Origin of the sequence: Ruegeria sp., from assembly GCF_965199275.1 — a bacterium.
In the GTDB taxonomy this organism is placed as follows: Bacteria; Pseudomonadota; Alphaproteobacteria; order Rhodobacterales; family Rhodobacteraceae; genus Ruegeria.
Window position 1 is genome coordinate 52154 of the sequence record NZ_CBDAQX010000024.1, and the last position, 24240, is coordinate 76393.

The following is a 24240-nucleotide window of genomic DNA, read 5'->3' on the forward strand; positions in this document are numbered from 1 at the left end:
GCCGAAGGGGGTCGGGTGTCTCATTTTCCAGAGGGTAACGTCATGCTGTCAATCGGCATTGAATAATGACCCCCCATCGGCGTCCAAATTTGACCCCCCTTGGAGCTAAGAGGGGCGTTGAGGGGGTCGTGTTTAGGTTGATTCAGGAGGGGGTGGACAGCAGGTCAAACCGAAAAGAGAGCGTAGCTCGACTGAAGGTTTGACCTGCTGTCTGTTTTGAATTTATTCCCCGATTTCGAGGTTAGTCGCGGTGGTTAATTCGCCAGCTTTCGTTCCCGGTTTCGATGATATCGCAATGGTGTGTCAGTCGATCCAGGAGAGCAGTGGTCATTTTGGCATCTGTGAACACACTCGGCCATTCAGCAAATGCGAGGTTGGTTGTTAGCAGAATAGACGTTCGCTCGTACAGTTTGCTGATGAGATGGAAGAGTAATCGTCCACCAGACTCTGCGAACGGCAGATAACCGAGTTCGTCTATAATCACGAGGTCGACGCGGATCAGCTGCTCGCTGAGCCGCCCGGCGTTGCCTTCGCGATGTTCAGCCTCCAGCTTGTTCGCGAGATCCACAGCGCTGAAGAACCTGACCCGCCGGCGGTTATTGACCGCGTGGCCCCCGATCGCTGTTGCGAGATGCGTTTTGCCCGATCCGGTTCCACCGACCAGCACGCCATTCCTGGCCTGGTCCATAAAATCGCCGTCATGAAGATTGCGCACGACTTCCTCGTTGACGGGGCTGACCGTGAAGTCGAACTCAGGTAAGGACTTGCAGACCGGGAACTTTGCGGCACCCATCTGATACCGGATCGAGCGCGCAGTCTTTTCGGCCAGTTCGGCCGTGAGGAGTTCGGCCACGACCTGTTGGGGCCGCCAGTTGTTTTTGGCTGCGGCCTGCATCACTTCGTCAAAGCAGTTGACGATGCCTGGCAACTTCAGTTGACGGGCAAGTTCGAGAATTTCCTTACGCAGTTGCATGGGAGCCTCCAAGCCTGTCATAGCGAGCGCAATCCGCGATCGGTGCCATTTTCAGCTGCAGGTGGGCAGGCGGCTCAATCGCCTTTGGCGGCGGGGGATTGGTGCGCCGAGAGACAATGTTCAGGATCGCATCGGCCTTGCGCAGGCCAGATTTTAGAGCTTCTTCGCAGGCAGCCTCGACCACATCAATGTCGTGCTGGTAAGCAGCGAAAAGAATATCGGCAAGTTGCCGGTCTCCGTCGGATGTGCCCCGCAGATGGGTCCAGATCTGCGTCATTGCCGGTGGTAGGTCCCAGTCACGGAACGGTGCTCCATTGCGCAGAGCGCCAGGCTTGCGCTTGAGGACGGGCACATAGTGCCAAGGGTTGAAGATCGGTTTTCCTCGGCCGAAGCACCGTTCGTGCTCTCCGACAATCTCACCGTCTTGGCGCAGGACAATCCGCGTGGCGTAGACCTGCAACTGGACCTGACGTCCAACAGCTCTTGCCTCAACGCTGTATTTGTTTCTTTCGAAGTTGATCAGGCAGGTTCGGCTCACGGCGACCGTCTTTTCACGGAACCCGACGAAGGGCTTCTGCAGATGCGTCAGCAGCGGCTTTTCCTGCTGGAACTCCTCCCAGACCGTCACCTCCAGGTTTTCCGGATGCCGCAGTTCTTTTGCGCGTTTGATCGCGTCTTTTTGCAGCCGGGCATTCAATTCATCGAAGTCGGCCACCTCCAGACGCGGTGTAAAACTATAGGCGCGGCTCTCCTTGACCAGATTCTCAACCTGACCCTTCTCCCAACCGGCCGCGCGCGTACAGGCGATCGGGTTCACCAGATGATGAGAACACATCCGGGAGAATGCCTTGTTGAACTTTCTTTCCTTGCCCGACAGGATCGCATCGACGGCGGTCGTCATGTTATCGTAGATCCCGTTGATGCAGCCTCCACCAAAGAATTTGAAGGCCTCGTCGTGGGCATCAAAGACCATCTCCTGCGTCTCGCGCGGATAGGCAATGGAGAATGGCATGCGGCTATGGCAAAGTTTGAAATGGGCAACCTTCACGGTCGTGAGTGCACCGTCCATCAAAACCGTCTCCACACTCCAGTCGAACTGGTACGCCTCCCCAGGATCAAAGATCAGCGGGATGAACGCCTGCGCCTGTTGTCGGCCGTGCGCAATGCGCCAATTCTTTGTGTAGCGTCGAACACTGTCATACCCGCCGCCAAAACCATCATCGGAGAGTTCCTTCCAGATTTTGGTCATCCGCTTGCGGTGTTTCTTCGGAAGCGCCTCGTTCTCCTCAAGCGTTTCATCCAGACGCGCGCGCCAAGGCCCGAGCACCGGGTATGGCTGCGATTTGCGCTCATATTTGAACTCCGTCACTCCCGATCGGATTATCTTTCGAACCGTTGCACGGCTCAAATTGAGCGAACGGCAAATTTCCTTGATGCTCTTTTTTTCGATCAGGTGTAAGCGACGCACTTTTCTAATAGTTTCCACGCAAATCATCCCGCTTGCCTCTCCATCGACTGCTCAATGAAAAGGATGTCTACAACCATAGGGAGGGGTCAAATTTGGACGCCGATTTCCCCGCTTAGGGGGTCAAAATTGCACGCTTTTCTACACCTCTAGGTCTCGCCTCGGGAAGAAGCTCGCCTATATCCATCGCATTGGAGCGGATTGCAGCCGCTCTAATTGCCCGTTTGTCAGCGGGCGTGTTCGCGCTATGACCTCTACTGAAAGTCGGCTCGCTCTCGCGAAGGCGTCCATACCGGTTCTTGGAGAGCGTTGAGTGATCCGGGATACGGTCCCTCAGATCGAGGCGGCGGAACCACCGATATGCCAGATTCAGATGCGCCTCTTCGCACAGTCTTCACTTGGAACGGATGCCGAGCGATAGCCGACCAGCAGCATCCGGATCAGCAGTTCAGAATCGACCGACGGACGACCGGTGTGGCTGCAAAAGTCAGTGAGATGCGATCGAGTGCTGCTCAGATCAACAAAGCGATCAATCGACCGAAGCAAGTGATCTTGGGGAACGTGGTCCTCCAAAATACGCCCGAGGCATTAAATCTGAAGACACGCACCCGTTCATATTCGAGGCATGTCCTGAAATGTCGTACGGATAAGCTTTGTCCTGTTCAAACGGATCAAGAGAGACCAGAACGGCTCTAAGTTTGCTTCTTGCCCGACAAGAGTTGTGTTTCAAGCCGGACAAGTTTCGATTCATACCGGACGACACACATTCGGAGAATGGTGGCTGGGGTGGTAGGATTCGAACCTACGATACACGGTACCAAAAACCGCTGCCTTACCACTTGGCTACACCCCATCGGTGAGCGGCTGTCTACGATTGTTGCTGGCAGGGTTCAAGGGGATTCAGGTAAAAAAGTGGGCCCTCCATAAAAAATTTTGGCCGCGCTTGCTGCTGCGTCTGTGTCGCGGTTCCCTTGACTTGTTTTCGATACCGATATTGCCGCGCGTCTGTCTCAGGACAGAGAATCCAGGACACTAAGATCTCCCCGGGCCTTAGACCCTTTTTATGCAAATTCGGGCCCGGCAATGTCACTTTTACCGCCGTCGGCGCTCCGACGACTTACATTGAATCTAAGAGCCCGCGGGAGAACGGACACGGCGAAAACTTCGATGGCCGGTTCAGGGACCAACTATTCAACGGCGAAATCGTCTAAAGCCTGCGCAAAGCACAAATCCTGATCGAACAATGGAGGACACACTACAACACAAAACGCCCCCACAGTGAATTTGGGCTATCGCCCACCGGCGCTCGAAACCATCATACGGATGGATCACAGGCCGATGATGCACTAACACCCAACTTGGACCAGTCAGATTAGGCTGCTCACTGAACAACTGGATCCTTCTGGATCGCCTCAAGGGTGATGCAACGTCAGACCCGGCTGGGTTGCGGATCTGGATTCGTGAACCGAATGTTAACGGCCTGTTTTCCGCGTGTTCAACCGTAGTCTTTAACACTTAATTGTGATTCCTTGCCTGAAAAGTCTGATGGCCGAGATACGCAACAAAACCCGGGGGGGGGTGAATGGATGTTGGACCTTGCTTTAACCTTTTCAGCTACTTCAGTTTGGGTTGCCGTTGGTTTCTTGTCAGGGTTTTCTTTTTTATTGACTTGAAGGAACCGTTTGGCAGATGCACGAGCCCTCAACCCCTTACACCGCTGCAATGAACGCATTTCAGTTAGAAAGCGAAGACGCCGATGGCTACGCTGCGATGTGGGCCGCTTGTCAACTCATGGCTTTGCTTGACGATAGGCCGGAACTAATGAAGGAATTTGCGGACTTGTGGGCGAAAAAGTGGAAACTCGATACACATTCGCACTTTAACGAAGACCCCATTTAGCACCTTTTGCAGCGCGAAATCTGCGTTCAAGAGGCCCAGTAGTGCGCGGAATTACCGGCCCGTTCAGCAAGGGCCAGCCCCTATCAATAAAGGGGTTTGCAGCGGCCACTTGCTCCACCACCTGACGAATAGGGAAAGCCCACATTGACCGCAGAGGCCCTCAATATGCCTGTCGATCACACGAACGAGGTTCAGGCGCAGCTTCGTCGTTCGATCTCCAGAAATTACTTAAGATCAGTATTGTAGCAATTGATAAGAAGCGCATTCGAGGCAACAAACTCGAAAAGATACAGCATGCGTTGAGGGTGAGCAGCTTTGAATGAAGAAAAGACGATCGACTAAGTAACAATCGCTCCGAAGCTCAACTTAGAGCGCGGTGTGCGTAAAACATAGTAAGTTCAAGGGAACTCGAAAAATACCTGATTACCAACAATGTATAGAGAGAGGTATTTGGTAGCGGAGGAGGGACTTGAACCCCCGACACGCGGATTATGATTCCGCTGCTCTAACCAACTGAGCTACTCCGCCATGAGTGAGAGGCGATGTAAGGGAGCGGTCAGGAAGGGTCAAGAGGGAAAACACCCCCGACTAGCGGATTCTTTCAGTTCGTCGGCTGCCCCTCCTGCGGCAGAGCAGCACCCGTTGCAATCCCAGAGGCAACACCGGCGATGAAAGCGGCGCAGCGGTCAGGCTCGGTGATCAGGATCATGTGCCCTGCCCTTTCAATCACCTCGTATCCCAGCCCAAAGCGCTCCATCGGCGGGCCGTGGTGAGGGGCGGACAGGATTGCATCCTCGGTGCCGTAGAGGATGGCACCCGGCGTCCGGAGCGCATCATAGCGGGCGACTTGCTCGGAGATGCTGAGATCAACGCCGATCACATCCTCGGACGCCGTGACAAAGGCCGAGGGGCGCAGGCCAAGGGCGCCGCCCGCGCGATCCAGAAAATCCGAAGGCGGCGTTTCCGGATCGAACACTGCGCCCAATGTATGCGGTGCGGTTTTTGCTGCGATGGGAACGGCCAGCGTGTTGCCAATCAAGCGTCGCAGCCATTGCGTGCGAATCTCCAACGGTTTGAAAACCGTCGGCGTCCCCGGCAGTTTTTGGGTCAAAGGGGCAAGCAGCGCCAGCCCGCCTACCCTTTCAGGAAAGTCCAGCGCCATCGCGAGTGACACCGCTCCGCCCAGCGAATGCCCAACCAGTGTCGCGCCAGAGACCTCTTTGGCCTCAAGAAACTCGGCAATCATCCGCGCCTGTTCTGGCAGACGGGCCAAATCGGCGCTGTCTCGAGTGGAATACCCGCATCCCGGTCGATCAAGGGCGATGACGTGGTACTCCTCGGCCAGTTTGTCGACCAGCGCGTAGGTATAGTGCTGTAATTGCCCTGCGAGCCCGTGGATCATCACGATGGTCTGCGCATTCGGGTCGCCTTTTTCGACGTAGTGAATACGCCCACCGCGCACCGGCAGGATTTGCCCCATCTGCGGAACGGTTTTCAGCCCCTCCCGCATCAGGCTGCGAGTCCACAGATTCATCGCCAGCAGAAACGCCGCGAAGACGGCCAGTAGAATAAAAAGCGTCGTCATATCAAACCTCGCTGCCTGCGGCTGGAACCGGAGCGTATTGCTCTAACCCGGATTGTGCCATGCGTTTTTGGAATTCTGCAACCGTTCCGGGCCACAGAGTGTCGCTAACACGCGATATGTCCGGTGTATGTAACATGCGATCTGTCCGGTTCTATTCTGTCTCTGAGAGGAGGCGTTATGAACCGAGCAGAAGTGTTACAGGAAGTTCGACTGATGAAGTTTGAAGATGTGTATTCGCGGCGAAGCGCGAACAAGCTGACGCAAGAACAGGCGGCTGAGATACTGGGTGTATCCGTGCGCACCGTCAGGCGTTGGGAGGATCGATTTGAGGCGGATGGTGCAGAAGGTCTGTACGACCGTCGGCTTGGCAAACTGGCCAACAATCGTGTTGCCACGGATAAGGTCATGGAGATGCTTGAACTGTTTGATACCAAGTACTGGGATTACACGCCGAAGCATTTCCACGAGAAGCTGGTGGCCCACCATGGTTTCACACAGAGCTACAACTGGGTGCGGCTTACACTGCAGCGCCACGGCCGGGTTCAGGCAGCACCCCGACGAGGTGCCCATCGGCGCAAGCGGCCCCGCCGTCCGATGGTTGGCATGATGTTGCATCAGGACGGCTCCAGCCATGAATGGGTTCCGGGTCAGTGGTGGGATCTGATCGTCACCATGGACGATGCCACCAACCGGGTTTATTCGGCATTCTTTGTCGAGGAAGAAGGGACGATGAGCAGTTTTCAGGGGCTGACAGAGGTGATCGAGGCGCAAGGTCTGTTTTGCTCGCTCTATGCCGATCGGGGCTCTCATTACTGGCATACGCCCGAAGCGGGCGGCAAAGTGGACAAGGACAATCTGACCCAGGTCGGGCGCGCCTTGCAGCAACTCGGCATTGAGCTGATCCCGGCCTATTCACCGCAGGCCCGTGGACGGTCTGAACGCATGTTTGGCACGTTCCAGAACCGATTGCCGCAGGAACTGCGGTCCCATGGGATCACAACCATTGAAGAGGCCAATCAGTTCCTGAAAGAGGTCTATCTTCCCCCTGACTTCCGACCTTTTTGTTGATCTGACTGGGTTTTTGGTTTGTTTTCAGGTGTGGTTGCTCAGAGGCGCGTTGTAGTGCCCCATTATTATAAAAAGTATTGACATGGGCCTTCAGATGGCTAACCTCCTGACTTCCGACCTTTTTGTTGATCTGACTGGGTTTTTGGTTTGTTTTCAGGTGTGGTTGCTCAGAGGCGCGTTGTAGTGCCCCATTATTATAAAAAGTATTGACATGGGCCTTCAGATGGCTAACCTCTTCGCCCATGTTCATCCGCACCAAACATGACGCAAAGCTCAACCGCACACGGATCCAGATCGTTGAATCCGTCCGCACCGGCTCCAAGGTACGCCAGAAGATCCTGCGCCATGTGGGTGTGGCCCATAACGACAGCGAGATTGAGGATATCAAGCGTCTGGCGGGCCGCTTGATGGAGCAATTACGCATTGATCGCTCGCCGCAAATGGAACTGTTCACGCCCACGGAATATGCCGATCTGCAGGCGCTGGTGCGCCGCGCTCCGCGGCCGGACAAGCTTGGCGTTGATCTTGCCGAGTGCCGTGAGGAGGCGCGGGTCTCTCTGGGTCTGCGGGATGTCATGGGGACGATGTATGACCAACTGGGTTGGGGGGCCCTTCTGGGGGCGGCGCGTAAAAGTGCCAATCGCATTGTGAAAGAGCTGGTTATGGCGCGGATCGCACAGCCCGAGAGCAAGCGCGCGACCGTGGAGGCGTTGGAGAACCAGGCAGGCATCACGCTCAATCTGGACGTGGTCTATCGGAGCATGGATTACATCAATACGCCGGTGATAGACGGGATTTGCAAAACCTCTCACGCGGCGGCAGAGAAGTTGCTGGGCGGGCCAGTGACCGTGCTGTTCTACGATTGCACGACCCTGGCCTTTGACACCGAGCGCGAGGACCCGGCCGAGGATGCGGACGGGGTCGAGCAGGATCATCTTCTGGCCAAGGGCTTCAGCAAGGATGGCAAGCATCACCGCGCTCAGGTCATGCTGGCGCTGATCGTCACCTCCGATGGGCTGCCTGTGGGCTATGAACTCTTCCCGGGAAACACCTGGGAAGGTCATACGCTGGAAGCTGCGCTGAAGGCGTTGGAGGGACGCTTCGACGTGGCCAGGGTCACGTTCGTGGCCGATGCCGCCATGCTCAGCAAGGACAACCAGCAGATGTTGCAGAACAAGGGTCTGCCCTACATCCTCGGCTATCGCATGAAGTCCGCCCCGGCCGCCGTGAAGGCGAACATTTTGAGCCCGGAGGGACGCCAGCCTTGGGCTGGACACGGTTCTGAAGAGGCAACCGAGAAGGGCTGGTACAAGGTGATCGACCAGGAGGGAGCGCGGGTCATTGTGACCTGGTCACCCACCCGGGCACGCAATGATGCCCACAAGCGCGACAAGGCAATCGAAAAGCTGCACAAGAAGCTCAAGCGCTCTCGCAAACCCGGCAGCTTCAGCAGCCGGGGATATGGCCGCTTCCTGGCCTTCCCCGACAGCGGGGACGTCACGCTGGATGATGCAAAGATCAAGGCAGCGGCACAATGGGACGGGCTGCATGCCATTGTTGTTCATGGTGCGGACGAACTGGAGGCACAGGACGTCATTGCCCGCTATCACCAGTTGTGGGAGATCGAAGCCTGCTTCCGCACCAACAAGCACGATCTGAAAATCCGGCCCATCTATCACTGGTCGCCGCGTCGGGTCCGGGCCCATATCGCCATCTGCTACATGGCCTTCTGCTGCCTGCAGCACCTGCGCAAGCATCTGGACCTGCTCGGACACCCGATGAGCCCGGCTCGTATCCGCAACGAGTTGAACGCATTGCAGCTCTCGATCCTGCGCCACAAAGGCACCCCTGACCGCTACGGCATGCCAAGCCATGCCACGGTCGATGCCAGACGCATCCTCACCTGCGTCGGCCTGACCTGGAACGAAGCCCCTTTCAAGATACCCCCCGGGCGCACCCGAAAAACTGGCCAGACCAAAGCCTGAGCTCCCTCAACACTCCGAAACAATCGCTGGCGAAAAAAGTCCGTGTAGTGCCTTTTGGCAACCAAGGCATAATAATATCAATGACTTATACGAAAAAATGTCGGAAGTCAGGAAAGAGGTCTATCTTCCCCCTGACTTCCGACCTTTTTGTTGATCTGACTGGGTTTTTGGTTTGTTTTCAGGTGTGGTTGCTCAGAGGCGCGTTGTAGTGCCCCATTATTATAAAAAGTATTGACATGGGCCTTCAGATGGCTAACCTCTTCGCCCATGTTCATCCGCACCAAACATGACGCAAAGCTCAACCGCACACGGATCCAGATCGTTGAATCCGTCCGCACCGGCTCCAAGGTACGCCAGAAGATCCTGCGCCATGTGGGTGTGGCCCATAACGACAGCGAGATTGAGGATATCAAGCGTCTGGCGGGCCGCTTGATGGAGCAATTACGCATTGATCGCTCGCCGCAAATGGAACTGTTCACGCCCACGGAATATGCCGATCTGCAGGCGCTGGTGCGCCGCGCTCCGCGGCCGGACAAGCTTGGCGTTGATCTTGCCGAGTGCCGTGAGGAGGCGCGGGTCTCTCTGGGTCTGCGGGATGTCATGGGGACGATGTATGACCAACTGGGTTGGGGGGCCCTTCTGGGGGCGGCGCGTAAAAGTGCCAATCGCATTGTGAAAGAGCTGGTTATGGCGCGGATCGCACAGCCCGAGAGCAAGCGCGCGACCGTGGAGGCGTTGGAGAACCAGGCAGGCATCACGCTCAATCTGGACGTGGTCTATCGGAGCATGGATTACATCAATACGCCGGTGATAGACGGGATTTGCAAAACCTCTCACGCGGCGGCAGAGAAGTTGCTGGGCGGGCCAGTGACCGTGCTGTTCTACGATTGCACGACCCTGGCCTTTGACACCGAGCGCGAGGACCCGGCCGAGGATGCGGACGGGGTCGAGCAGGATCATCTTCTGGCCAAGGGCTTCAGCAAGGATGGCAAGCATCACCGCGCTCAGGTCATGCTGGCGCTGATCGTCACCTCCGATGGGCTGCCTGTGGGCTATGAACTCTTCCCGGGAAACACCTGGGAAGGTCATACGCTGGAAGCTGCGCTGAAGGCGTTGGAGGGACGCTTCGACGTGGCCAGGGTCACGTTCGTGGCCGATGCCGCCATGCTCAGCAAGGACAACCAGCAGATGTTGCAGAACAAGGGTCTGCCCTACATCCTCGGCTATCGCATGAAGTCCGCCCCGGCCGCCGTGAAGGCGAACATTTTGAGCCCGGAGGGACGCCAGCCTTGGGCTGGACACGGTTCTGAAGAGGCAACCGAGAAGGGCTGGTACAAGGTGATCGACCAGGAGGGAGCGCGGGTCATTGTGACCTGGTCACCCACCCGGGCACGCAATGATGCCCACAAGCGCGACAAGGCAATCGAAAAGCTGCACAAGAAGCTCAAGCGCTCTCGCAAACCCGGCAGCTTCAGCAGCCGGGGATATGGCCGCTTCCTGGCCTTCCCCGACAGCGGGGACGTCACGCTGGATGATGCAAAGATCAAGGCAGCGGCACAATGGGACGGGCTGCATGCCATTGTTGTTCATGGTGCGGACGAACTGGAGGCACAGGACGTCATTGCCCGCTATCACCAGTTGTGGGAGATCGAAGCCTGCTTCCGCACCAACAAGCACGATCTGAAAATCCGGCCCATCTATCACTGGTCGCCGCGTCGGGTCCGGGCCCATATCGCCATCTGCTACATGGCCTTCTGCTGCCTGCAGCACCTGCGCAAGCATCTGGACCTGCTCGGACACCCGATGAGCCCGGCTCGTATCCGCAACGAGTTGAACGCATTGCAGCTCTCGATCCTGCGCCACAAAGGCACCCCTGACCGCTACGGCATGCCAAGCCATGCCACGGTCGATGCCAGACGCATCCTCACCTGCGTCGGCCTGACCTGGAACGAAGCCCCTTTCAAGATACCCCCCGGGCGCACCCGAAAAACTGGCCAGACCAAAGCCTGAGCTCCCTCAACACTCCGAAACAATCGCTGGCGAAAAAAGTCCGTGTAGTGCCTTTTGGCAACCAAGGCATAATAATATCAATGACTTATACGAAAAAATGTCGGAAGTCAGGAAAGAGGTCTATCTTCCCCCTGACTTCCGACCTTTTTGTTGATCTGACTGGGTTTTTGGTTTGTTTTCAGGTGTGGTTGCTCAGAGGCGCGTTGTAGTGCCCCATTATTATAAAAAGTATTGACATGGGCCTTCAGATGGCTAACCTCTTCGCCCATGTTCATCCGCACCAAACATGACGCAAAGCTCAACCGCACACGGATCCAGATCGTTGAATCCGTCCGCACCGGCTCCAAGGTACGCCAGAAGATCCTGCGCCATGTGGGTGTGGCCCATAACGACAGCGAGATTGAGGATATCAAGCGTCTGGCGGGCCGCTTGATGGAGCAATTACGCATTGATCGCTCGCCGCAAATGGAACTGTTCACGCCCACGGAATATGCCGATCTGCAGGCGCTGGTGCGCCGCGCTCCGCGGCCGGACAAGCTTGGCGTTGATCTTGCCGAGTGCCGTGAGGAGGCGCGGGTCTCTCTGGGTCTGCGGGATGTCATGGGGACGATGTATGACCAACTGGGTTGGGGGGCCCTTCTGGGGGCGGCGCGTAAAAGTGCCAATCGCATTGTGAAAGAGCTGGTTATGGCGCGGATCGCACAGCCCGAGAGCAAGCGCGCGACCGTGGAGGCGTTGGAGAACCAGGCAGGCATCACGCTCAATCTGGACGTGGTCTATCGGAGCATGGATTACATCAATACGCCGGTGATAGACGGGATTTGCAAAACCTCTCACGCGGCGGCAGAGAAGTTGCTGGGCGGGCCAGTGACCGTGCTGTTCTACGATTGCACGACCCTGGCCTTTGACACCGAGCGCGAGGACCCGGCCGAGGATGCGGACGGGGTCGAGCAGGATCATCTTCTGGCCAAGGGCTTCAGCAAGGATGGCAAGCATCACCGCGCTCAGGTCATGCTGGCGCTGATCGTCACCTCCGATGGGCTGCCTGTGGGCTATGAACTCTTCCCGGGAAACACCTGGGAAGGTCATACGCTGGAAGCTGCGCTGAAGGCGTTGGAGGGACGCTTCGACGTGGCCAGGGTCACGTTCGTGGCCGATGCCGCCATGCTCAGCAAGGACAACCAGCAGATGTTGCAGAACAAGGGTCTGCCCTACATCCTCGGCTATCGCATGAAGTCCGCCCCGGCCGCCGTGAAGGCGAACATTTTGAGCCCGGAGGGACGCCAGCCTTGGGCTGGACACGGTTCTGAAGAGGCAACCGAGAAGGGCTGGTACAAGGTGATCGACCAGGAGGGAGCGCGGGTCATTGTGACCTGGTCACCCACCCGGGCACGCAATGATGCCCACAAGCGCGACAAGGCAATCGAAAAGCTGCACAAGAAGCTCAAGCGCTCTCGCAAACCCGGCAGCTTCAGCAGCCGGGGATATGGCCGCTTCCTGGCCTTCCCCGACAGCGGGGACGTCACGCTGGATGATGCAAAGATCAAGGCAGCGGCACAATGGGACGGGCTGCATGCCATTGTTGTTCATGGTGCGGACGAACTGGAGGCACAGGACGTCATTGCCCGCTATCACCAGTTGTGGGAGATCGAAGCCTGCTTCCGCACCAACAAGCACGATCTGAAAATCCGGCCCATCTATCACTGGTCGCCGCGTCGGGTCCGGGCCCATATCGCCATCTGCTACATGGCCTTCTGCTGCCTGCAGCACCTGCGCAAGCATCTGGACCTGCTCGGACACCCGATGAGCCCGGCTCGTATCCGCAACGAGTTGAACGCATTGCAGCTCTCGATCCTGCGCCACAAAGGCACCCCTGACCGCTACGGCATGCCAAGCCATGCCACGGTCGATGCCAGACGCATCCTCACCTGCGTCGGCCTGACCTGGAACGAAGCCCCTTTCAAGATACCCCCCGGGCGCACCCGAAAAACTGGCCAGACCAAAGCCTGAGCTCCCTCAACACTCCGAAACAATCGCTGGCGAAAAAAGTCCGTGTAGTGCCTTTTGGCAACCAAGGCATAATAATATCAATGACTTATACGAAAAAATGTCGGAAGTCAGGAAAGAGGTCTATCTTCCCGAACACAATGCCCTGTTTGCAAAGGAGCCGGAGGATACGACCTCGGCCTTCGTGCCGTTTACAGGCAATGTGCGCGACACCCTGTGTGTGCAGGAAGACCGCGTCGTCGGCAACGACAATACGGTGCGCTACAAGGGCCTGGTCATGCAGATCGCGGCAGACAGGCACCGTCATCATTTCGTCAAGGCGAAGGTCAGGGTCCACGAATACCCCGATGGTCAACTGGTCATCTTCCACGGCCCGAGATGCATTGGCCGCTACCAGCCTGACGGATCACCCATCACACAGGAGGATAGCAAACACAAAGTCGCGTGACCCGCTTCGACGTGGCGCGAACGCGGTGGCCCAAATCTACGGTCGCCTACGGCTCCCTCCGAATTGGGCCACCGCGCAATCAACTGAAGCGGACAATTGGCATGTTACCTACACCGGACAATTCAGAATGTTCTCGACACCGTTCCGGGCCACAGAGTCGTGTTGCGCCCTTCGGCGTCTTGATACCACGACGAGCACCCTCCGACCTGCCAGACACTATCGGTGTGACGGTCCTGCATTTCCTTGGTTAACGCAGCTTGCCGTGCGGGGTCGGGAACAACCACCTCCAGCCCTTGGCTTTGCATCCCGTCCAGAACGCGACCGATATGGCCGACCTGCGCCTCAATCATCAGCACGACCGAGTTGTGGCCGAGGCCCGTATGAGGCCCAAGCAGGATAAAGAAATTCGGAAATCCTGCGATGGCAGTACCCAGATTGGCTTGCATCCCCCTTGCCCATGCATTGCGCAATGTCTGCCCACCTGTCCCAGTGATGTCGAGGCGTTCGACCATATCGGTGACGTGAAAACCAGTGCCCCAGATCAGGATGTCAGCCTGCGTTTCGCCGCCGTCGGCTGCGATGATCCTGTCTCCTTCAATCGAACGGACTGCTTGCGGTATAACGTCGACATTGTCGCGCGCAAGCGCCGGATACCAATCGTTAGAACTGAGGATCCGCTTGCAGCCAATCCGGTAATTTGGCGTCAGCTTCTCGATTTCGGCAGGGTCTGAGATCGCGCGTTCAAGCTCTTTTCGCCACAACTTCATGGCGTATTGCACCATTTTCGGATCGCCGCGGAACACTCGATGGCGGTATTCAAAAACCGCGAAGATCAGCTTGCGCCGCAGTCGCGGCAACAAAGGAATCCGCGCGTTAAGCCTGCGAACCCAAGGCGCGATCGGGCCGTCAGGACGCGGCAGAACATAAGGCGCGCTGCGTTGGAAAATCGTGACATGGCGGGCCGTTTTGGTGATCTCTGGCACGAATTGTACCGCCGAGGCGCCCGTGCCGACCACCGCCACGCGCTTACCCGCGACTGAAGCGTTGTGATCCCAATGCGCCGAATGAAACGTCGGGCCCGGAAAGCTTTCGGCCCCTGGAATGTCCGGAATACTGGGATGATGCAGCGCACCGATGGCCGAAACCAGAAACCGCGCCGACCAGATTTGCCCCGACTGCGTTTCGACGTGCCAGCGCGCGCCATCCCATTTGGCCGACTTCAACTCCTGCTGAAAATGACAGAGGTCGTAAAGGCCTTCCTTGCGCGCAACATCTTGCAAATAAGCCTGAATTTCGGCCCCTCCCGCATAGGCGCGGCTCCAGTTCGGGTTTAAGTGCGTGGCCATCGAATAAAGGTGCGAGGGGATATCACAGGCAACACCGGGATAGGTATTCTCGCGCCATGTCCCGCCGATATCACCAGCCTTTTCCAGAATAGCGATGTTGCGGAGGCCACGTTTGCGCGCCTCAAGCGCCATGGTCAACCCGGAAAACCCGGCCCCGATGATCAGCATATCGACATTGTGATCCACGCCCTCACCCCTCTTCAAGACGACCAGAGTGTATTGGCAAAGACTATAAGCGCAGGCGGCGCCCTGAACAGCGTCCCGTTGGGTAATGCCGCCAAATAGCACTCGCATACGCTGAGTGTGACGTGCCACTATGTCGTTTTCGACGAATTCGATCAGTCAAAACGCCCCTTTTTGGCAATAAGGCTCGCAGAATCCGTCGTCATTGCGACCGAAAAGGTCGGAATCCGGAGCACCACACACGCAAAGAGTGTCTAGCCTTCCCAACCAACCCACATAACCAAAGACGCCTATTCGGTGTCCGTTTAACATCGAAATCACAAGGAAAAATTCAAGGCGCGACAGAACCTGAGTGGGTCAGGGTTTAAAGCCGCGCGCCTGAACGACCGGTGCGATCACCGCAAAAACATAAGAGAAGAGCCAGCAAATAGAACGGCCTTCCACCCTATCAAATCGACAACACGGAGGAAATTGATGTCGATTAAAGAACCGTTTACGGATTTGGACATTAAGACTGCGGATAGCGGTTTTTATGAGAATAACAGCGTTCCGATTGCGCTGATCAGTAAGGGTGTGATGGTAGCCCTTGTGCTTTGGGCGCTGATTTTTCCGGCGAACGCGAACAGCACTCTGGGCAGCTGGAACTCTCAGCTTCTGGAGGTCTTCAACAGCTTTTACATCATCATTGTGGGCCTGTTCTTCTTCTTTTTGGCCATCGTTGCGCTGCTTCCGTCCACCGGCAAGCGGGTGATGGGCACGCCCGGCGAAAAGCCCGAGTTCTCGAACTTCTCGTGGTTCTCGATGATGTTTGGCGCCGGTCTGGGTGTGGGCCTGATGGTGTTCGCCACCGCCGAGCCTCTGGGCCTGTGGGGTTCGAACCCTGTGGTTGTTGCGGGCGACGTGCCTGGCAATGAGCCCGAGGCGGTCCAGTCGGCCTATCGCTACACCTATCTGCACTACGGCTTCCACGCCTGGGCGATCTACGTGGTGACCGGCCTGTCGCTGGCCTATTACGCCTATACGCGCAACATGCCGCTGACCATCCGCTCGGCGCTGACGCCGCTGTTCGGCAAGCTGATGAACGGCTTCCTGGGCCATGTGGTCGACGTTCTGGGCGTTGTGGCAACGATCCTGGGTGTGTCGGTGACCATCGGCTATGGCATCAGCCAGTTCATCGACGGTGTCTATGCGATCACCGGGATGGAGTGGGTCATGGATCTGGGCGGCGAAGTGCCGACCCCGTCGAAGGTTGGCCTGATTGCAGGTCTGCTGGTGATCATGGGCCTGTCGATCATCTCGGCTGTGTCGGGTGTTGGCCGCGGTGTTAAGTACCTGTCGAACCTGAACCTGGTGCTGTCGATCATCCTGCTGGGCACATTTGTCGTCTTCGGCTCGTTCATCTTTGCGATGACCACCTATGGCACCGCGATGGTGGATTACATCCTGCACTTCCTGTCGCTGAGCTTTAACGCCTATGGCCCGCTCTCGACCGAGGCGTTTGCGGCGGCTCTGCCGGCCGAGGCTCAGGCCCATGCGGATGCCCTGATGGGTGGCGCGACCAATGCCTGGGGCAGCTTTGACGGCTTCAAGAGCGGTCTGGAAGGCGCGGCAGCGGAACTCGACGAGGCCACTCTGGCCGCGGCCTATGCCGCCGGTGAGCAGGGTCGTCAGTTTGGCTGGCAAGCTGGCTGGACCACGTTCTACTGGGCCTGGTGGATTGCGTTCTCGCCCTTTGTTGGCCTGTTCCTGGCGCGCATCTCCAAGGGCCGTTCGGTTCGCGAGTTCATCCTGGGCTGCGTCTTCGCACCGGCGCTGGTCTGCTTTGCCTGGATGACCGTTCTGGGTGGCACCGCGATCGATCTGGAACTGGCCGGTGAAGCCGGAGGCGCGATCATCGGGGCATCGAACACCAACAAGCTGTTCGTGACGCTGTCCTACATGATCGACGGTGGTCTGTTGTCGATGCTGAACGTGATGTGCGTTGTGCTGATCATGACCTTCCTGGTGACCTCGGCGGATTCGGGCATCCTGGTGATGAACACGATCATGTCGGGCGGCAGCCAGGAGACGGGCATCAAGCACCGCATCATCTGGGGTCTGATCCTGACAGCTGTGATCGGCGCGCTGATCCTTGCGGCGGGGGACAACAACCCGCTGGACGCTCTGCGCAACGCGATGATCATCGGCGCACTGCCGTTTACCATGGTGATGGGCCTGATGATGGTCTCCCTCGCCAAGGCGCTGTTCCGCGATGGCCAACGTGACAAACACGCCGCCACAACGCAGGCCGCAGAATAAACGCACCTAAACCCAAACAATCCAAGCGCCGCCCAAAAGGGCGGCGCTTTTGCGTGTCGCATCCTGCAAGCACATATCGCTATCAGAGAGGTCAGCGCGCCGCGAATCCGTCATTTCCTGACTTCCGACCTTTTTGTTGATCTGACTGGGTTTTTGGTTTGTTTTCAGGTGTGGTTGCTCAGAGGCGCGTTGTAGTGCCCCATTATTATAAAAAGTATTGACATGGGCCTTCAGATGGCTAACCTCTTCGCCCATGTTCATCCGCACCAAACATGACGCAAAGCTCAACCGCACACGGATCCAGATCGTTGAATCCGTCCGCACCGGCTCCAAGGTACGCCAGAAGATCCTGCGCCATGTGGGTGTGGCCCATAACGACAGCGAGATTGAGGATATCAAGCGTCTGGCGGGCCGCTTGATGGAGCAATTACGCATTGATCGCTCGCCGCAAATGGAACTGTTCACGCCCACGGAATATGCCGATCTGCAGGCGCTGGTGCGCCGCGCTCCGCGGCCGGACAAGCTTGGCGTTGATCTTGCCGAGTGCCGTGAGGAGGCGCGGGTCTCTCTGGGTCTGCGGGATGTCATGGGGACGATGTATGACCAACTGGGTTGGGGGGCCCTTCTGGGGGCGGCGCGTAAAAGTGCCAATCGCATTGTGAAAGAGCTGGTTATGGCGCGGATCGCACAGCCCGAGAGCAAGCGCGCGACCGTGGAGGCGTTGGAGAACCAGGCAGGCATCACGCTCAATCTGGACGTGGTCTATCGGAGCATGGATTACATCAATACGCCGGTGATAGACGGGATTTGCAAAACCTCTCACGCGGCGGCAGAGAAGTTGCTGGGCGGGCCAGTGACCGTGCTGTTCTACGATTGCACGACCCTGGCCTTTGACACCGAGCGCGAGGACCCGGCCGAGGATGCGGACGGGGTCGAGCAGGATCATCTTCTGGCCAAGGGCTTCAGCAAGGATGGCAAGCATCACCGCGCTCAGGTCATGCTGGCGCTGATCGTCACCTCCGATGGGCTGCCTGTGGGCTATGAACTCTTCCCGGGAAACACCTGGGAAGGTCATACGCTGGAAGCTGCGCTGAAGGCGTTGGAGGGACGCTTCGACGTGGCCAGGGTCACGTTCGTGGCCGATGCCGCCATGCTCAGCAAGGACAACCAGCAGATGTTGCAGAACAAGGGTCTGCCCTACATCCTCGGCTATCGCATGAAGTCCGCCCCGGCCGCCGTGAAGGCGAACATTTTGAGCCCGGAGGGACGCCAGCCTTGGGCTGGACACGGTTCTGAAGAGGCAACCGAGAAGGGCTGGTACAAGGTGATCGACCAGGAGGGAGCGCGGGTCATTGTGACCTAGTCACCCACCCGGGCACGCAATGATGCCCACAAGCGCGACAAGGCAATCGAAAAGCTGCACAAGAAGCTCAAGCGCTCTCGCAAACCCGGCAGCTTCAGCAGCCGGGGATATGGCCGCTTCCTGGCCTTCCCCGACAGCGGGGACGTCACGCTGGATGATGCAAAGATCAAGGCAGCGGCACAATGGGACGGGCTGCATGCCATTGTTGTTCATGGTGCGGACGAACTGGAGGCACAGGACGTCATTGCCCGCTATCACCAGTTGTGGGAGATCGAAGCCTGCTTCCGCACCAACAAGCACGATCTGAAAATCCGGCCCATCTATCACTGGTCGCCGCGTCGGGTCCGGGCCCATATCGCCATCTGCTACATGGCCTTCTGCTGCCTGCAGCACCTGCGCAAGCATCTGGACCTGCTCGGACACCCGATGAGCCCGGCTCGTATCCGCAACGAGTTGAACGCATTGCAGCTCTCGATCCTGCGCCACAAAGGCACCCCTGACCGCTACGGCATGCCAAGCCATGCCACGGTCGATGCCAGACGCATCCTCACCTGCGTCGGCCTGACCTGGAACGAAGCCCCTTTCAAGATACCCCCCGGGCGCACCCGAAAAACTGGCCAGACCAAAGCCTGAGCTCCCTCAACACTCCGAAACAATCGCTGGCGAAAAAAGTCCGTGTAGTGCCTTTTGGCAACCAAGGCATAATAATATCAATGACTTATACGAAAAAATGTCGGAAGTCAGGCGCTGATCCTTGCGGCGGGGGACAACAACCCGCTGGACGCTCTGCGCAACGCGATGATCATCGGCGCACTGCCGTTTACCATGGTGATGGGCCTGATGATGGTCTCCCTCGCCAAGGCGCTGTTCCGCGATGGCCAACGTGACAAACACGCCGCCACAACGCAGGCCGCAGAATAAACGCACCTAAACCCAAACAATCCAAGCGCCGCCCAAAAGGGCGGCGCTTTTGCGTGTCGCATCCTGCAAGCACATATCGCTATCAGAGAGGTCAGCGCGCCGCGAATCCGTCATTTTGGTTCCAAGATGGAGGATTGCCCTTTGAATATTCGAACCCAATCACGTTCCGGAGGCCGCGCGGCGCGGCGCGCGCAACGCACAGCTCCGAACTTTGAAATGCTCCCCGGCCTGACCCGCGACATCCCCGAATGCGAGGTGATGGACGGCAGTCAGGTCGAGATGATCGACAATGCCGCCATGGACATTCTGGAAAATGTCGGCGTTCAGTTCCGCGACCCGATCGCGTTGGAGGACTGGAAGAAGGCCGGTGCCAAGGTTGACGGGGAACTGGTCTATCTGGACCGCAACATGGTGCGAGAGCTGATTTCGACCATTCCGGCACAGTTCACCTATCACGCGCGCAACCCGGCCAACAACGTCAAGCTAGGCGGCAAGCATTCAGTCTTTGTGCCGATGACCGGCGCGCCGTTCCTGCGCGATCTGGATGATGTGCGCCGCAATCCGCTGCTGGAAGATCTGGCGATGTTCCACAAGCTCAGCCATATGATGCCCGCACTGCACAGCTCGGCCCACCATATTGTCGAGCCTTATGATCACCCGATCAGCCAACGCCACCTGCGCATTACTTATTCCTCAATGAAATACTCGGACAAGATGTTCATGGGCATGACCACCTCGCCCAAGAATGCCGAGGACGTGATGGATTTGTGCGCTATCCTGTTTGGGGATGAGTTCATCGATAGCCACCCCGTGACCACCGGCAACTGCAACGGCAACAGCCCTCTGGTCTGGGATGAGACCATGTTAGGTGCGATGCGTGCTTTCTGCCGCCGCAATCAGCCGGTCCTCTGCTCGCCCTTCGTTCTGGGGGGCGCTAACACGCCTGCCTCCGTGCCTGCCACTGTGGCGCAATTGACGGCCGAGGCGCTTTCAGCGCTGGCCTATACGCAGGTGGTCCGCAAAGGAACGCCCGCGATCTGGGGTCACTACCTGTCGACCGTGTCGATGAAATCCGGCGCGCCGATGGCTGGCACGCCCGAGATCAGCCTGATGAACTTCATGATCGGTCAGATGGCGCGATTCTATGATGTTCCCTGGCGCACCTCGAACACGTTGGGCGGCGCCAAGACGTTTGACGCACAGGCTGGCTACGAGTCTGCCACGACACTCAGCGCTGTTCTGCATGCCGGGGCGAATTACATCTGGCACTCGGCGGGCTGGAACGAGGCCGGTATGCATTGCTCGGTCGCCAAGTTTATCGTGGATTCGGAACAATGCGCGATGGCCTATCGCATGGCGGAAGGTCCCAAATGGGGCGACTTCGATCAGGCACTGGCCGCCGTTCCGGATGTCGGCCCGGGCGGTCACTATCTGGGCCATCCGCACACGCAGGACAACTTCCAGACAGCGTTCTTCATGCCCGAGCTCTTCGACAACAACTCGATCGAGCAATGGCAGGCTGAAGGCAGCGTTGAGATCACGGAACGCGCCCTCAAACACGCCAAGAAACTGCTGGCCGAGTATCAGGAACCAAAGCTGGACGAGGCTAAGAACGAAGAGCTTCTGGACTATATCGCGCGTCGGGAACGGGAAATTCCGGCAGCGGATGAGTTGAACCAGACCTACTGATACCAACTCCCCTACTGGCCCGCCCACCATTCAGGGCGGGCCTTTTTTTTGCAAAACCGTTAAAGTCACAACAGGCGAAAGAACGTGCGTGTCTCGGGCCGCTCAATGTCGGCAGGCTCGGTTGAGCCCGCCATACTCATTCATCCCGCGCGCGCCATTCTTTCCAACGCAACACGGCATTCGCCCCGATTTCCCGGAATGGCTGGGGCGGCAGGCGTTTTGGGATGTCTTCGGCTTCGAAAAAACTTGTAATGTCGGAACTGTGGCCACAGGCCCTCTCCGCCGCTGCGATCCCGGTCAGATTCCCGCGTGCGGTGCCCAGCCCGTTCTGAACGCAACCGGAATAAACACCCGCCTCGATCTCTCGGGCGACAGAGACACCATTGAGGCTGAGGCATAGGTGACCAGCCCATTGATGTTCCATCCTCAGTCCCGCCAGTTGAGGGAACCGCTGATCGAATTTGCGCTGCATCACTTTGGCCGCGCGCGCCAGATCGCGGGAGGTTGCACTCATGCCCGGGCGCAACGCTGCACAGGTCCGGGTGACAATGCGATTGCCGCCCTGGCCAGCGTCAATCCTGCGCATGGTCGTCCCCATCGGGTCCGAGGGCGTCACGCCCCAGCGCGGCTGCCCGCCCAAACGGGCCAGCGCATCGGAGTCCAACTCCGGCGTCATCGAGGCAAAGAGGAACAGCTGCATCAACCGGTCACGTTCGATCCCGAAGCTTTCCAGATGGCCGTTGACCGTCAAGATGATCTTGCCGGTGCTTACGGTGCCTTTCGCAGTCCGCACCATCCAATCGCTGCCGCGTTTTTCAAACCCAAGAACGGGCGAGTTTTCGAAAATAGCAACCCCATCCCCGGCCAACCCAGCCGCCATCCCCCGAACATAGCCCGCCGGTTGCAGCATGACGGTTCCGGGCGTGAAAAGGCCCGATTGATAGTGCCGCGATCCGGTGAGTTCACGCATCTGCGAGGGGTCCAGCATCACGCTGGTTTCGCCCAAGGTTTCCAAATGCCTCGCGTAGCTGACATTGTGCGCATGGCCCGTGTCGCCTGCCGCTCCATTGACCTTGCCCACTTCGTCGAAAAAGTTGCGGTCGATCTGGTATTGCTCAACGGCGGACCGCGCGAATGCGATGGCCTGCCGGTTGAGCGCGATCATGGTCTTGTCATCTCCCGCTCCGGCATAGTCAGCCGATGCCAGGTCGTGCGGCAGATCGATCATGAAGCCCGAGTTTCGCCCCGCGGCCCCTTCGGCCACGCGACCGGCCTCAAGCACGACCACACGCGCCTTAGGGTCCAATTGGGTCAGACGCCGCGCCGCCGACAAACCGGCAAAGCCGGCGCCGACGACCACGACATCAGCCGTCAGATACTTGTCCAACTCCACCGCGGGCGGTTGGGCGCCGAGGATGGCGCTCCAGGCCGCAGGGCCGCGATGGGTTGGCAGTTTGCGTACTGAGTATGCGCTCAATCGACGGCCTCATCCGCATCATCGGCCAGATCAATCCAGATGGTTTTCAACTGGGTGTACTGATCATGCGCATGGACCGAGTTGTCGCGCCCGCCGAAGCCGGACTGCTTGTAGCCGCCAAAGGGCGTGGTGATATCCCCTTCGCCAAAGCTGTTCACCGTGACAGTGCCAGCCCGGATCGCCCGAGCACCCCGGATCGCGCGTTTCGCGTTGGCCGTGAAGATCGAGGCGCAGAGGCCATACTCGGTATCATTGGCAATTTTGATGGCCTCATCAAAGCCCGAGACCTCAATCACCGACAGGACGGGGCCAAAGATCTCCTCGCGCGCCAGAGTGGCGTCGTTGCCCGAGACTTCGACCACGGTTGCCTCGACGAAGCCCCCGGCGGCTTTGCCGCCAGATTGAACAGAGTCGGCCTTGCCCCCGATCACCACGTTCTCGGCCTGATCCAGATAGCCGCACACTTTGTCATAGTGCCCTTCGCTGACCAGCGCGCCCATACGGGTTTCCGGGTCCAGCGGGTCGCCAATGTTCCACTGTTTGGCGTGATGGGCGATGCGTTCCAGCAACTCGGCCTTAACATCCTTGTGCACGATCAACCGGGACGAGGCCGAGCAGTTTTCGCCCATGTTCCAGAACGCACCATTTACGATATGCGCGGCCACGCGATCCAGGTTTTCGGCGTCATCCATCACGATGGCGGGGTTCTTGCCGCCCATCTCAAGCACGACCTCTTTGGCGTTGCTTTCAGCCGAGTAGGTCAAGAACCGCTTGCCGGTCACGGTCGAACCGGTGAACGAGACCATGTCGATATCCATATGCCGCCCGAGCGGTTCACCCACCGCGGCACCGCCGCCGGGGACGATGTTCAGAACGCCACGCGGCAGACCTGCCTCCATTGCTAGTTCGGCCAAACGCAGCGCGGTCAGCGAGGTCTCTGCTGCGGGCTTCACAACGACCGAGCACCCAGCCGCCAGAGCCGGTCCGATTTTCCAGGCCAGCATGAGCAGCGGGAAGTTCCACGGCAGCACCAGACCCACTACGCCAATCGGCTCACGCACGACCATGGCGATATGGTCATCGTTGGCGGGTGAGACCTGATCGTAGATCTTGTCGATCGCTTCCGCGTGCCATTTCAGACAGTGAATCGTTTCGGGCACGTCCACGGTTTCGCAGTCATAGATGGTCTTGCCGCTATCGATGCTCTCCATCACGGCCAGTTCGCGGGCATTGCGGGTCATCAATTTGCAAAGCCGGATCAAAACGTCCTTGCGCTCCGAAGGGTGCAGTTTCGACCACCGCCCGTCGTCAAAGGCTTCGCGCGCTTTCTCGACCGCGAAATCAACATCCGCAGCACCGCAAGCGGCGATGTCAGCCAGCTTTTCACCGGTCGCGGGGTTCACCGTTTCGAACGTCTCGCCAGAGATCGCCGGGCGGTACGCGCCGTCAATGAATGCTCCGGTCGGCAGAGTCAGGTCTGCGGCGATGGATTTGTATTCGTCCTGTGTCAGCAATTCCATGCC

Annotated in this window: 18 protein-coding genes, 2 tRNA genes and 4 pseudogenes; 10 read left to right on the forward strand and 14 right to left on the reverse strand. The window is 58.1% G+C overall.

What is annotated here, in order from left to right; translation table 11 throughout:
- Positions 1 to 241 precede the first annotated feature (241 nt).
- The 4 genes and pseudogenes from istB to ACOERD_RS25070 form a co-directional block, all read right to left on the reverse strand.
- Positions 242 to 973, reverse strand: coding sequence for an IS21-like element helper ATPase IstB (istB, locus tag ACOERD_RS25055; protein WP_419737606.1), 732 nt, complete (start codon positions 971 to 973; stop codon positions 242 to 244).
- On the reverse strand, positions 960 to 2468 hold the full coding sequence (gene istA / locus ACOERD_RS25060; RefSeq protein ID WP_419739242.1) for an IS21 family transposase: 1509 nt from the start codon (positions 2466 to 2468) through the stop codon (positions 960 to 962). Before istA ends, istB begins: the two co-directional genes overlap by 14 nt.
- Before the next feature lie 238 nt (positions 2469 to 2706).
- A pseudogene (locus ACOERD_RS25065) lies at positions 2707 to 3014 on the reverse strand (transposase); the annotation flags it as partial.
- A 202-nt stretch (positions 3015 to 3216) separates the two neighbouring features.
- A tRNA-Gln gene (locus ACOERD_RS25070) sits at positions 3217 to 3291 on the reverse strand.
- A 244-nt stretch (positions 3292 to 3535) separates the two neighbouring features.
- Between ACOERD_RS25070 and ACOERD_RS25075 the strand changes: the two are divergent.
- Positions 3536 to 3788: pseudogene (locus tag ACOERD_RS25075) on the forward strand (integrase core domain-containing protein); the annotation flags it as partial.
- Between the two features lie 1000 nt (positions 3789 to 4788).
- Here ACOERD_RS25075 and ACOERD_RS25080 read toward each other — a convergent pair.
- From ACOERD_RS25080 to ACOERD_RS25090, 3 genes are all read right to left on the reverse strand, one after another.
- Positions 4789 to 4865 (reverse strand) — tRNA-Met (locus ACOERD_RS25080).
- A 73-nt stretch (positions 4866 to 4938) separates the two neighbouring features.
- On the reverse strand, positions 4939 to 5922 hold the full coding sequence (locus tag ACOERD_RS25085) for an alpha/beta fold hydrolase (protein WP_419740865.1): 984 nt from the start codon (positions 5920 to 5922) through the stop codon (positions 4939 to 4941).
- Position 5923: 1 nt separating this feature from the next.
- Positions 5924 to 6058 (reverse strand): hypothetical protein, encoded by a 135-nt coding sequence (locus ACOERD_RS25090; RefSeq protein WP_419740866.1) that lies wholly within the window; start codon positions 6056 to 6058, stop codon positions 5924 to 5926.
- 41 nt (positions 6059 to 6099) lie between these two features.
- On the opposite strand from ACOERD_RS25090, the gene ACOERD_RS25095 reads away from it, so the two are divergent.
- Positions 6100 to 6990: an ISNCY family transposase gene (locus ACOERD_RS25095; RefSeq protein ID WP_419740867.1), complete on the forward strand. Its 891-nt coding sequence runs from the start codon at positions 6100 to 6102 to the stop codon at positions 6988 to 6990.
- Here ACOERD_RS25095 and ACOERD_RS25100 read toward each other — a convergent pair.
- On the reverse strand, positions 6917 to 7240 hold the full coding sequence (locus tag ACOERD_RS25100) for a hypothetical protein (RefSeq protein WP_419740868.1): 324 nt from the start codon (positions 7238 to 7240) through the stop codon (positions 6917 to 6919). The genes ACOERD_RS25095 and ACOERD_RS25100 overlap by 74 nt on opposite strands.
- Here ACOERD_RS25100 and ACOERD_RS25105 point away from each other — a divergent pair.
- The gene (locus tag ACOERD_RS25105) at positions 7233 to 8975 is read left to right on the forward strand and encodes an IS1634 family transposase (RefSeq protein ID WP_419737624.1); all 1743 of its coding nucleotides are present in this window, start codon (positions 7233 to 7235) and stop codon (positions 8973 to 8975) included. The genes ACOERD_RS25100 and ACOERD_RS25105 overlap by 8 nt on opposite strands.
- A gap of 107 nt (positions 8976 to 9082) precedes the next feature.
- Here ACOERD_RS25105 and ACOERD_RS25110 read toward each other — a convergent pair whose 3' ends face one another.
- Positions 9083 to 9250 carry a hypothetical protein gene (locus ACOERD_RS25110; RefSeq protein ID WP_419740869.1) on the reverse strand — a complete coding sequence of 56 codons (168 nt, stop codon included), beginning with the start codon at positions 9248 to 9250 and terminating at the stop codon, positions 9083 to 9085.
- On the opposite strand from ACOERD_RS25110, the gene ACOERD_RS25115 reads away from it, so the two are divergent.
- Complete coding sequence (locus ACOERD_RS25115) at positions 9243 to 10985, forward strand: IS1634 family transposase (RefSeq protein ID WP_419737624.1); 1743 nt, start codon at positions 9243 to 9245, stop codon at positions 10983 to 10985. The two genes, ACOERD_RS25110 and ACOERD_RS25115, sit on opposite strands and share 8 nt — an antisense overlap.
- A 107-nt stretch (positions 10986 to 11092) precedes the next feature.
- Here the strand turns inward: ACOERD_RS25115 and ACOERD_RS25120 are convergent, their stop codons facing one another.
- Positions 11093 to 11260 (reverse strand): hypothetical protein, encoded by a 168-nt coding sequence (locus ACOERD_RS25120; protein WP_419740869.1) that lies wholly within the window; start codon positions 11258 to 11260, stop codon positions 11093 to 11095.
- Here ACOERD_RS25120 and ACOERD_RS25125 point away from each other — a divergent pair.
- Positions 11253 to 12995 (forward strand): IS1634 family transposase, encoded by a 1743-nt coding sequence (locus tag ACOERD_RS25125; protein ID WP_419737624.1) that lies wholly within the window; start codon positions 11253 to 11255, stop codon positions 12993 to 12995. The two genes, ACOERD_RS25120 and ACOERD_RS25125, sit on opposite strands and share 8 nt — an antisense overlap.
- Positions 12996 to 13092: 97 nt before the next feature.
- Positions 13093 to 13440, forward strand: a complete 348-nt coding sequence (locus ACOERD_RS25130; protein WP_419740870.1) for a hypothetical protein — start codon at positions 13093 to 13095, stop codon at positions 13438 to 13440.
- Positions 13441 to 13562: 122 nt separating this feature from the next.
- Here the strand turns inward: ACOERD_RS25130 and ACOERD_RS25135 are convergent, their stop codons facing one another.
- Positions 13563 to 14972: a flavin-containing monooxygenase gene (locus tag ACOERD_RS25135; RefSeq protein ID WP_419740871.1), complete on the reverse strand. Its 1410-nt coding sequence runs from the start codon at positions 14970 to 14972 to the stop codon at positions 13563 to 13565.
- 471 nt (positions 14973 to 15443) lie between these two features.
- Between ACOERD_RS25135 and ACOERD_RS25140 the strand changes: the two genes are divergently transcribed.
- Complete coding sequence (locus ACOERD_RS25140; protein ID WP_419740795.1) at positions 15444 to 17267, forward strand: BCCT family transporter; 1824 nt, start codon at positions 15444 to 15446, stop codon at positions 17265 to 17267.
- 6 nt (positions 17268 to 17273) lie between these two features.
- Here ACOERD_RS25140 and ACOERD_RS25145 read toward each other — a convergent pair whose 3' ends face one another.
- A complete protein-coding gene (locus ACOERD_RS25145) occupies positions 17274 to 17528 on the reverse strand; it encodes a hypothetical protein (protein ID WP_419740872.1) in 255 nt (84 codons plus the stop codon).
- On the opposite strand from ACOERD_RS25145, the pseudogene ACOERD_RS25150 reads away from it, so the two are divergent.
- From ACOERD_RS25150 to ACOERD_RS25160, 3 genes and pseudogenes are all read left to right on the forward strand, one after another.
- A pseudogene (locus ACOERD_RS25150) lies at positions 17521 to 19263 on the forward strand (IS1634 family transposase). The gene ACOERD_RS25145 and the pseudogene ACOERD_RS25150 overlap by 8 nt on opposite strands.
- A gap of 111 nt (positions 19264 to 19374) precedes the next feature.
- Positions 19375 to 19551, forward strand: a pseudogene (locus ACOERD_RS25155) (BCCT family transporter); the annotation flags it as partial.
- 126 nt (positions 19552 to 19677) lie between these two features.
- Positions 19678 to 21240, forward strand: a complete 1563-nt coding sequence (locus ACOERD_RS25160) for a trimethylamine methyltransferase family protein (RefSeq protein WP_419740873.1) — start codon at positions 19678 to 19680, stop codon at positions 21238 to 21240.
- Positions 21241 to 21376: 136 nt separating this feature from the next.
- Here ACOERD_RS25160 and ACOERD_RS25165 read toward each other — a convergent pair whose 3' ends face one another.
- Together ACOERD_RS25165 and ACOERD_RS25170 are read right to left on the reverse strand one after the other, a co-directional pair.
- The gene (locus ACOERD_RS25165; protein ID WP_419740874.1) at positions 21377 to 22717 is read right to left on the reverse strand and encodes an NAD(P)/FAD-dependent oxidoreductase; all 1341 of its coding nucleotides are present in this window, start codon (positions 22715 to 22717) and stop codon (positions 21377 to 21379) included.
- Complete coding sequence (locus tag ACOERD_RS25170) at positions 22714 to 24237, reverse strand: aldehyde dehydrogenase (RefSeq protein ID WP_419740875.1); 1524 nt, start codon at positions 24235 to 24237, stop codon at positions 22714 to 22716. Before ACOERD_RS25170 ends, ACOERD_RS25165 begins: the two co-directional genes overlap by 4 nt.
- Positions 24238 to 24240: the final 3 nt, after the last annotated feature.

Coding starts and splice junctions, on each gene's coding strand:
- istB (WP_419737606.1), bottom strand. CDS start 973: ATGCAACTGCGTAAGGAAATTCTCGAACTTGCCCGTCAACTGAAGTTG.
- istA (WP_419739242.1), bottom strand. CDS start 2,468: ATGATTTGCGTGGAAACTATTAGAAAAGTGCGTCGCTTACACCTGATC.
- ACOERD_RS25085 (WP_419740865.1), bottom strand. CDS start 5,922: ATGACGACGCTTTTTATTCTACTGGCCGTCTTCGCGGCGTTTCTGCTG.
- ACOERD_RS25090 (WP_419740866.1), bottom strand. CDS start 6,058: ATGTTACATACACCGGACATATCGCGTGTTAGCGACACTCTGTGGCCC.
- ACOERD_RS25095 (WP_419740867.1), top strand. CDS start 6,100: ATGAACCGAGCAGAAGTGTTACAGGAAGTTCGACTGATGAAGTTTGAA.
- ACOERD_RS25105 (WP_419737624.1), top strand. CDS start 7,233: ATGTTCATCCGCACCAAACATGACGCAAAGCTCAACCGCACACGGATC.
- ACOERD_RS25100 (WP_419740868.1), bottom strand. CDS start 7,240: ATGAACATGGGCGAAGAGGTTAGCCATCTGAAGGCCCATGTCAATACT.
- ACOERD_RS25115 (WP_419737624.1), top strand. CDS start 9,243: ATGTTCATCCGCACCAAACATGACGCAAAGCTCAACCGCACACGGATC.
- ACOERD_RS25110 (WP_419740869.1), bottom strand. CDS start 9,250: ATGAACATGGGCGAAGAGGTTAGCCATCTGAAGGCCCATGTCAATACT.
- ACOERD_RS25125 (WP_419737624.1), top strand. CDS start 11,253: ATGTTCATCCGCACCAAACATGACGCAAAGCTCAACCGCACACGGATC.
- ACOERD_RS25120 (WP_419740869.1), bottom strand. CDS start 11,260: ATGAACATGGGCGAAGAGGTTAGCCATCTGAAGGCCCATGTCAATACT.
- ACOERD_RS25130 (WP_419740870.1), top strand. CDS start 13,093: ATGTCGGAAGTCAGGAAAGAGGTCTATCTTCCCGAACACAATGCCCTG.
- ACOERD_RS25140 (WP_419740795.1), top strand. CDS start 15,444: ATGTCGATTAAAGAACCGTTTACGGATTTGGACATTAAGACTGCGGAT.
- ACOERD_RS25145 (WP_419740872.1), bottom strand. CDS start 17,528: ATGAACATGGGCGAAGAGGTTAGCCATCTGAAGGCCCATGTCAATACT.
- ACOERD_RS25160 (WP_419740873.1), top strand. CDS start 19,678: ATGGAGGATTGCCCTTTGAATATTCGAACCCAATCACGTTCCGGAGGC.
- ACOERD_RS25170 (WP_419740875.1), bottom strand. CDS start 24,237: ATGGAATTGCTGACACAGGACGAATACAAATCCATCGCCGCAGACCTG.